Raw genomic sequence first — 9,176 nt, forward strand, 5'->3', positions numbered from 1 at the left:
TTGGCGTTACTTTTAATCATTTGTGTTTGCCCTTTTCTTAAGGACAAGTAATACTATACCATCTCAATTTAATAACGTCAACACTTTTTTTAAAGTTTTTTTATTTTTTTTAATCTATAATGTAAACTTTCCATTTATATAAATTTTTATTCACTATTTTATATATTGTTAAAACTATCCAAGTAGTTGATTTATCCTGTCTATATCAAATCCTAATACATGATTCCCATCTATTAATAATACAGGAACAGACATATAACCTAATTTAATAAGATTTCTTCTAGCTTCTTCATTTCTCGATATATTATATTCTATATATTCAATATTTTTTTCTTTAAGATATTTCTTAACTTCTACACATTTTATACATGTATCACTGCTAAAAATCTCAACTTTTTTCATAATCTAATGTACCTCCTATACTCCTTATAAAATACCATACTTGTATTTTTTGTAAACATATATTAGATTAGTATTAAATATTAATAGAAATATGTCAATACTATTTTTAGACCAAAAATGTTAATTTAAAACTATTAATAAAATATAAATTATTCAAAAGGCTAATTTTAGGAGGATTCTAAACATGAGCAAAAAAGTATTAATTATGTCTGCCTCTACTGGTGGTGGTCATAATAGAGCAGCTAGAGCGATAGAGGAAGAACTAATAAAAAAAACAGTCAATGGAGAATCAATAGAATGTAAGATAGTGGATAGTTTAAAACTTGTAAATACAACTATGGATAAAATAATCTCCAGAGGCTATGAAAAATCAGCAATATATACTCCCAATGCCTATGGTAGAGTATATCGTCTTTCTGAATCTGGATTAGTTTCTAAAAATGAATTCAAAGATAATATGATAACTACATTCATGGCAAAAAAATTTAGAAAGTTGCTTTTAGATGAAAAACCTGATGTTATAATAGGTACTCATCCATTTCCTATGATAGCTCTTAGTACATTAAAGAAACAATGTAGCCATCACGCTATAAGTAACACCGTTTTTCACAGTAGCCTTAATGATAAATTTGTTAGTTATTTTAATATAAATCAATTCCCTATACTTATATCAGTTTTAACAGATTACACAACTCACTCAACTTGGATACAAAATGAACTAGATTATTATATAGTGGGACATGAATATGTTAAAGAACTTCTTATTTCTGAAGGAGTTGATTCTAATAAAATAAAACCTTTAGGAATTCCAGTTGAAAAATCATTTCTTCAACATAGAAATAGAGAATTAGTTTTATCTGAATTAGGGTTTGATTCTAGTAAATTAACAGTACTTTTAATGGGTGGTAGTTTTGGTGCTGGCAATATAAAAGAAACTTTAGAAGAATTAATTAATATAAATAGAGATTTTCAAATTCTAGTTATAACAGGTAAGAATGAATCTCTTAAGGAAAAATTAGATAAAAAATTAAAATTACATAATTTAGATAAAAAAGTAAAGGTTCTTGGATTTACTAATAAAATGAATGATATATTAGCTTCTATAGATGTATTAGTAACTAAGCCAGGAGGGCTTACTACTACAGAAGCTCTATTAAAAGATGTTCCCATGATAGTTCCTTATTACATACCAGGTCAAGAAGAGGAAAACTTAGATTTCCTATGTAATTGTGGATCTGCACTAAGAACAACAAAAAAATATTCCTTATCAGTTTTATTAAAAGTTCTTATAGATGATTCTTCAAGGTTAGAAATACTTAAAAAGAATATAAAATCAATTAGAAAGTTTAATTCTTCTCAAAATATAGCTAATTTAGTTGTAGAAAATTTATCTATAATAGAATAAAAAAAGATCTGTATATATATACAGATCTTTTTATTTATCTTCCAATAGCCTAATAGTTAGGCTCATAAAAATCTTCTTCATAGTCGTATTGATAATTTTTATAATTATTTCTAAAATTGCTTTCTTTTGATTTTAAAGATTTCTTGCTTTTCTTCTTTATAAGAATACTCATATCATCAAACTCATTAAATTTACCTTTATCTTTTGACGACTTCATCTTCTTATTTCGCTTTTCTTTCATAGCTTTATGTTCTTCAAAATTCATAGCTGATTTCATTTTGCACCCCTATTAAAATTTTTATAAATTATATCTCAAATTATACAATACCAACATATATACTTCAATATTTCTATTACAAATTTTATATCAAAAATTCTTTTAAATTTTGACATAATTTTATAAAAAATAAAAAAAGTCGAGATTTAATCTCGACTTTTTATATTTCTCTTCTTCCTTCTAATGCTTTTGAAATTGTAACTTCATCAGCATACTCTAAATCCCCACCTACAGGTAATCCATGAGCTATTCTAGTTACTTTTATTCCCATAGGTTTTAAAAGTCTAGCAATATACATGGCAGTAGCTTCTCCCTCAATTGTAGGATTAGTAGCCATTATAATTTCACGTACATCTTGGTTTCCTAGTCTTTGTACAAGCTCTTTTATCCTTATCATATCTGGCCCTATACCATCCATAGGAGATATCACTCCATTTAAAACATGGTACTGTCCATTAAATTCTTTTGTTCTCTCCATAGCTGCTACATCTCTTGGATCTTCAACTACACATATAACACTACTATCTCTATTTTTATTAGAGCACATACTACATGGATCTTTATCTGTTATATTGTAACAAATAGAACAATATTTAATTTCTTTCTTTGCTTCTACAATCGCTTTTGATAGAGCTTCTACATCATTCATATTCATATTGATAACATGAAAGGCTAACCTCTGAGCTGTTTTTCTTCCTACTCCTGGCAACTTAGAAAACTCTTCTATAAGTGTTGATATTGGTCCTGAATAAGTTTGCATCTTATCACCTACTAGAATAATCCTGGGATATTCATTCCTCCAGTTAATTTGTTCATTTGAGAAGATTGCATATCATCAACACTTCTTAAAGCTTCATTTACAGCACTTAATACTAAGTCTTGAAGCATTTCTATGTCATCTGGATCTACAACCTCTGGTTTTATTTGTATATCTACTACTTCTTTTTTACCATTAACTTTAACAGTAACAGCTCCTCCTCCAACAGAAGTTTCTAATTCTTTAGATTCTAACTCCTCTTGCATTTTTTGCATATCACTTTGCATTTTTTGAGCTTGCTTTAATATTTGATTCATATTTCCAGGCATCATTCCTGGGAATCCTTTTTTAGCCATGTTTAACTTCCTCCTTAAATATAGTCTTTTATTTAAATTATGCTATTATTATATCATAATAGTATTTATTATTTAATTTCATTTTCGGCTATACTTTCCTTTATATCTAATATCTCTTTAGGAAATACTTCTTCTAGTATCTCTTCTCCTTTATCTTTTTCTTCTTTTTCTATCTCAAGCTTTATATTCTTACTTTCTGACCTTAATATTATTTTTATACTAAAACTTCTATTTATAGTTTCTCTAACTATACTTTCAACATATTCTAAAGTATTACTATCACTTAATTTATTTTTTGCAAAAGCAAAATTATCATCAAACATTATATATAGGTTATTTGAATTTACATTAAATTCCCTAGCTTCTCTTAGTATTGCATATACAGGCATATTTTTATCTTTCTTAATATGCATAAGTATATTTTCCCAAGATTTTTCTATAAGTTTAACATCTTCACTTTTTACTTCTTCATAGTAAACTTCTTCCTTTGGTTGTTCTTGTACAATTTCCTTTTCTACTTCTATAGATTCTTTAATTTCAATATTATTTATTTTTATATTTCCACTTCTTATAGCCTCTTCTAAAGTAGATATTCTCTTTAATAATGCTTCTTTACTATCATCAAACATAGGTTGAGATAATTTCATTATACTAACTTCAGCTAATACTCTTGGATTTGTTGACGATTTTATAGCATCCTGAGTAGTAGATAATATATTAAGTATCCTTATAATTTCATTAGTCTCTATTAAACTTGATTGACTTTTAAGCAATTCTACAGTTTCGTCTGGAAGTGATATTATTTCATCTAGATCTTTAGATACTTTGCATACCATTAAGTTTCTAAAGTGATCTATTAAATCATCTACAAGATTTTTTATGTCTTTTCCCCATATTACAAACTCATTTAAAATTTCTAAACATTTTTTTGTATCTTCTTTTATTACATATTCTGCCATTTCAAATAATTGTTCTATATTAACTGTTCCTAGTAAATCAACTACATCTTTATATTCTATATTGCCTTCACTAAAAGACATACATTGATCCAATATACTAAGTGCATCTCTAAGTGCTCCTTGAGAATTTCTAGCAATCAGGTTTAAAGCTCTTTCATCTACTTCTATATTTACATCATCACAAATTTCTTTCATTCTAGTTGCCATATCTTTAACTGTTACTCTTTTAAAGTCAAATCTTTGACATCTTGAAAGTATTGTTGCTGGTATTTTATGAGGTTCTGTAGTCGCTAAAATAAAGATTACATATGATGGAGGTTCTTCTAATGTTTTAAGTAATGCATTAAATGCACCTTGAGATAACATATGAACCTCATCTATTATATAGACTTTATATTTACACTTTGCAGGTGTATATTTTACATTCTCTCTTATTTCTCTAATATCATCAACACTATTGTTTGATGCTGCATCTATTTCTATAACATCCATTATGTTGTCATTTAATATATCTTTACAAACCTCACACTCATTACAAGGTTCTTCATCAATGCTATTTTCACAGTTAACTGCTCTAGCAAATATTTTAGCAGTAGAGGTTTTTCCTGTACCTCTAGTTCCACAAAATAAATATGCATGTCCAACATTATTATTTTGTATCTGATTTTTTAAAGTTCTAATTATATGATTTTGCCCTACAACATCTTTAAAATTTTGAGGTCTATAGGCTCTATAAAGTGCCTTATGCATAAATTTATCTCTCCTTAATTTTAAAATACCTATATTTTATTATATACCAATATAAAAACTTTTTATCTAAATATAATATAAAAACTAAATTCTTATTTTTTATATTAAAAAAATCCCTTAATATTAAGGGATTTTTATTTTTATATTAAAGCTGTGCACCATCTATTGATTTACTATCATAGGCGTTACCTAAACAGTTAGCTCGACTTAGGCGCCCCCGCGGCACACGAAAGTGATCACTTACCGTTGCTTCCTTCCGGATCTGGCGGGATTTATGAGCTTTCGTTGCGCAGGACCTAAGTGTCAACACCACTTATTTAGGGCAGCCCTACAATACATAAGCCTCTAGATGGAATTCAACCCTGCTATAGCGGATTGCAGGTTACAGGACACCGCTACCTTCCCGTCTAGCACAGCAAACTTATAACCATAATTAAATTTTTTGGCGGAGAGAGTGGGATTCGAACCCACGATACGGTTTTAGCCGTATACTCACTTTCCAGGCGAGCGCCTTCGACCAACTCGACCATCTCTCCTTACTATCGATTTCTTAATTCCTTGAAGAATTTCTGTAATATACTTGAACACTCTTCTTGTAAAACATCAAATGTTACTTCTATATTACACGTATCAAAGTAATCTATTTTAAATTTGTGTTGTTTTTCTATATTTAAATTTTTAATATGCTTAGTTCCTATTATAAGTTTTTTTATTCTTGACTGAACTATAGCTCCACTACACATTATACACGGTTCCATAGTTACATACAAGTCACAATTTATAAGTCTCCAACCACCTAAGTAATCTGAAGCTTTCCTTATCGCTAAAATTTCAGCATGAGCAGTTGCATCACTTAATGTTTCAGTTAGATTATGAGCTCTAGATATTATTTTTCCATCTTTAACTATAACAGCTCCAATAGGTGTTTCACCTTTTTCATAAGCTTTATATGCTTCCTTTATTGCTTCATTCATATAAAATGACTTATCCATGCTTCCTCCTAAAACTTATAACCTCTTTAATATTACCATAATTAAATTTATAATTCAACTCAAATTTAAATTCATATTCATCTAAAATTCCACAAGAAATATTTTATTTTAACAAAATATTAGGAAGCTTGATATATCAAACTTCCTAATATTTGTATTATTACTAAATTTTATAATTCACCTTTTTTAATTACATCTACACCCATATAAGGTCTTAAAACTTCTGGAACTACTACAGATCCATCTGGTTGTTGATAGTTTTCTAATATAGCAGCTAAACATCTTCCAACTGCTAATCCAGATCCATTTAATGTATGAACGTATTCAGCCTTAGCTTTTTTATCTCTCTTGAATCTTATCCCAGCTCTTCTAGCTTGGAAATCTTCAAAGTTTGAACAAGAAGATATTTCAACATATCTATTGTAACTTGGCATCCATACTTCTAAGTCATATTTAAATGCAGCTGTAAATCCTAAGTCTCCTGTACATATTCTAACTACTCTATATGGTAATCCTAACATTTGTAGCATAGTTTCTGCATCATTAGTTAATTTTTCTAACTCTTCATATGATTCTTCTGGTTTAACGAATTTAACTAATTCAACTTTGTTAAATTGATGTTGTCTAACTAATCCTCTAGTATCTCTACCTGCAGATCCTGCCTCTGATCTAAAACATGGAGTATATGCACAATATTTTATTGGTAATTCATCTACTGATAATATTTCATCTCTATGTATATTTGTTACTGGTACTTCTGCTGTTGGTATTAAGAAGTAATCAAGTCCTTCTAACTTGAACATATCTTCTTCAAATTTTGGAAGTTGTCCAGTTCCTATGAAACTTGCTCTGTTTGCCATGAAAGGAGGTAGCACTTCTGTGTATCCATGCTTTTCAGTATGAGTATTTAAGAAAAAGTTTATTAAAGCTCTTTCAAGTCTAGCTCCTAATCCTTTGTATAAAGTAAATCTTGATCCTGTTATTTTTCCAGCAGTTTCAAAGTCTAATATTCCTAATCCTGTTCCTATATCCCAGTGAGCTTTGTTTTCATAATCAAACTTAGTAGGTTCTCCCCAAGTTCTTATTTCAACGTTATCTTCATCAGTCGTTCCTTGTGGAACATCTGGGTGAGGAACATTAGGTATTCTCATTAATCTATATTCTAATTCCCCTTCTACTTCCTTAACCTTTTCATCTACACCTTTTATTTTATCTGATAATTCTTTTAACTTAGCTTTAGCATCAGTTACATCTACACCTTCTTTTATTAATTGAGGTATTTTTTTAGATTCTACATTTAATTCATTTTTCATTACTTCTACTTCTTGAAGTAATTCTCTTCTTTTATTATCTAATTCAACAACAGCATCAAGGTCGAATTCTTTTTCTCCTCTAACTTCCATTGCTTTTTTTATTTCATCTAAGTTTTCTCTTATTCTCTTTATATCTAACATTTTTTCTTCCTCCTATTTTTTATTTATTTTTTATTTGTTATCTGATCAAAATAACGTTACCCCTATTGATATATCAATAATTTATCATTTAGTGGATTTGCATTTTTGTATACAAAAAAAGACCCCCGTACCCCTATAAAAGGGACGAAAGTCTTGTTATCCGCGTTGCCACCCTAGTTGCTTATATTTATATAAAATATAAGCCTCTTAAATCCTGTAACGTAGGTATACGACTAATCTTACTATTATTTCCGACTAGTAGCTCGGGAATGGATTCAAAAACCATTGTAATGAGTTCACACCAACCACTCACTCTCTGAATACAAACTTGCTTTTTACTATTTTCCTTCTCAGCTTTATTGTTTGTTCTATTTGTTAATCATTATATTATATATATTATCAACTTTCAATACTAATATTCAAAAATTTTTTTATTTTTCTAGTTTATTATAATCTTCTTCTATATTTTTGTAATATACAACCCTTGATGGAAATGGTATTTCTATGTTGTTTTCATCAAACTTTATCTTAACTTTTTCCATTACATCATAATATACATCCCAGTAATCATCAGTTTTAACCCAAGGTCTTGCTATAATTTGCATAGCACTATCTCCTAATGTACTAAGTCCAATAATCGGTGCAGGATCTGATAAAATTCTTTTATCTTCTTTAAAAATATTTTCTAAAACATTTTTTACTAATTTTATATTAGAATCATAAGAAACACCAAATGAAAAATCTATTCTACGATTCTCTTGATGGGTATAATTAATTATATTATCACTAGTTAATTTTGAGTTTGGAATAACAATAGCCTTATTGTCAGGAGTTTTTAAGATAGTACTAAATATTTGTATATCAGCTACAGTTCCATCCACTCCAGATCCACTTATATAATCACCTGTCTTAAATGGTTGGAAAAATAATATAATTATTCCTGCTCCTAAATTAGATAGTATCTCCTTAAATGCTAAACCTAACGCTAATCCAACTACACCAACTAAGGAAATCATTACAGTCATAACAGATTGAACTGGAAAGTTAATTATATCAAGGCATGTCATGATAACTATTACCAAGCATATACCATAAATAGCATAAGATGCAAAGTTTGCAACTCCTCGCTCAACATTATATTTTAATATAAATTTTTTACATTGTTTCTTTACTAATCTACATGCATATAATCCTAATACTAAAACTATAACTGCATAAATTAATTTAGGCCCACTATTTTTTACTGCATGAAAAAATGTCTCTACCGTTTGTTGAGATATTTGTGTCGTATTTCCTGATATCACAGCTAAAATCCTCCTTTTAAAATTACTATAACCTTAATAAATTATTATATAAAATTTTGTAGTAATTTTAAATATCTTGTCTTAATTTACTTTATTTTATAACATAAAAATAAAAAGCTATGTATAAATACATAGCTTTTAAATTATATCACAGGTATTTAAAGAATTTAATTCTTTTATAGAATTAACGAAACTATCTACACTATGAATTTCATTATCCTTCAAAAGTTTTATTTTTATATTTACCATATCATCATTTATAGGACCTTGTTCTATAGATTCTATTAGTAATGATTTTTCTTCTGCCAACTTAATAATATCTACTAAACTTCCTCTACACATATTTATACTAAATCTCATATACCATACTCCTTTTATTTTCTATTTAATAAAAGATATGTTATATAATATATTCTTATTACAATTTTATAAATAAAAAAAGACTACGCGGCTACGTCCTACTCTCCCAGGCAGCTTCCCACCAAGTACCATCGGCGCTAAAGAGCTTAACTTCTGTGTT

10 protein-coding genes, 1 tRNA gene, 1 other RNA gene and 1 other annotated feature are annotated in these 9,176 nt (G+C 28.3%); of the genes, 1 reads left to right on the forward strand and 11 read right to left on the reverse strand.

Annotated features, from left to right (window positions below; genetic code table 11):
• Positions 1 to 174: 174 nt before the first annotated feature.
• Positions 175 to 402, reverse strand: coding sequence for a glutaredoxin family protein (locus ATCC9714_RS16295; RefSeq protein ID WP_021127136.1), 228 nt, complete (start codon positions 400 to 402; stop codon positions 175 to 177).
• 184 nt (positions 403 to 586) lie between these two features.
• Here ATCC9714_RS16295 and ATCC9714_RS16300 point away from each other — a divergent pair, with 184 nt between their 5' ends.
• A complete protein-coding gene (locus tag ATCC9714_RS16300) occupies positions 587 to 1,807 on the forward strand; it encodes an MGDG synthase family glycosyltransferase (protein WP_057545386.1) in 1,221 nt (406 codons plus the stop codon).
• A gap of 49 nt (positions 1,808 to 1,856) precedes the next feature.
• Here the strand turns inward: ATCC9714_RS16300 and ATCC9714_RS16305 are convergent, their stop codons facing one another.
• The 10 genes from ATCC9714_RS16305 to ATCC9714_RS16350 all read right to left on the reverse strand — a co-directional run bounded on the left by ATCC9714_RS16305 (position 1,857) and on the right by ATCC9714_RS16350 (position 9,016).
• Complete coding sequence (locus tag ATCC9714_RS16305; RefSeq protein WP_054631925.1) at positions 1,857 to 2,084, reverse strand: hypothetical protein; 228 nt, start codon at positions 2,082 to 2,084, stop codon at positions 1,857 to 1,859.
• Between the two features lie 160 nt (positions 2,085 to 2,244).
• The gene (gene recR / locus ATCC9714_RS16310; RefSeq protein ID WP_021121713.1) at positions 2,245 to 2,844 is read right to left on the reverse strand and encodes a recombination mediator RecR; all 600 of its coding nucleotides are present in this window, start codon (positions 2,842 to 2,844) and stop codon (positions 2,245 to 2,247) included.
• A gap of 11 nt (positions 2,845 to 2,855) precedes the next feature.
• On the reverse strand, positions 2,856 to 3,197 hold the full coding sequence (locus tag ATCC9714_RS16315) for a YbaB/EbfC family nucleoid-associated protein (RefSeq protein ID WP_021127140.1): 342 nt from the start codon (positions 3,195 to 3,197) through the stop codon (positions 2,856 to 2,858).
• A 68-nt stretch (positions 3,198 to 3,265) separates the two neighbouring features.
• Positions 3,266 to 4,906 (reverse strand): DNA polymerase III subunit gamma/tau, encoded by a 1,641-nt coding sequence (gene dnaX / locus ATCC9714_RS16320; protein ID WP_057574327.1) that lies wholly within the window; start codon positions 4,904 to 4,906, stop codon positions 3,266 to 3,268.
• A 151-nt stretch (positions 4,907 to 5,057) separates the two neighbouring features.
• Positions 5,058 to 5,322, reverse strand: an RNA gene (ffs, locus tag ATCC9714_RS16325) — signal recognition particle sRNA large type.
• A 27-nt stretch (positions 5,323 to 5,349) separates the two neighbouring features.
• Positions 5,350 to 5,442, reverse strand: a tRNA-Ser gene (locus ATCC9714_RS16330).
• A 3-nt stretch (positions 5,443 to 5,445) separates the two neighbouring features.
• Positions 5,446 to 5,898 carry a nucleoside deaminase gene (locus ATCC9714_RS16335; RefSeq protein ID WP_021127142.1) on the reverse strand — a complete coding sequence of 151 codons (453 nt, stop codon included), beginning with the start codon at positions 5,896 to 5,898 and terminating at the stop codon, positions 5,446 to 5,448.
• 170 nt (positions 5,899 to 6,068) lie between these two features.
• The gene (gene serS / locus ATCC9714_RS16340) at positions 6,069 to 7,352 is read right to left on the reverse strand and encodes a serine--tRNA ligase (protein ID WP_057545387.1); all 1,284 of its coding nucleotides are present in this window, start codon (positions 7,350 to 7,352) and stop codon (positions 6,069 to 6,071) included.
• Positions 7,353 to 7,489: 137 nt separating this feature from the next.
• Positions 7,490 to 7,713 (reverse strand) — a binding site (T-box leader).
• 70 nt (positions 7,714 to 7,783) lie between these two features.
• On the reverse strand, positions 7,784 to 8,656 hold the full coding sequence (locus tag ATCC9714_RS16345; protein WP_057554903.1) for a mechanosensitive ion channel family protein: 873 nt from the start codon (positions 8,654 to 8,656) through the stop codon (positions 7,784 to 7,786).
• Between the two features lie 138 nt (positions 8,657 to 8,794).
• The gene (locus ATCC9714_RS16350) at positions 8,795 to 9,016 is read right to left on the reverse strand and encodes a hypothetical protein (RefSeq protein WP_021121710.1); all 222 of its coding nucleotides are present in this window, start codon (positions 9,014 to 9,016) and stop codon (positions 8,795 to 8,797) included.
• Between the last annotated feature and the right edge of the window lie 160 nt (positions 9,017 to 9,176).

The organism is Paraclostridium sordellii, assembly GCF_000953675.1.
Classification (GTDB): Bacteria; Bacillota; Clostridia; order Peptostreptococcales; family Peptostreptococcaceae; genus Paraclostridium; species Paraclostridium sordellii.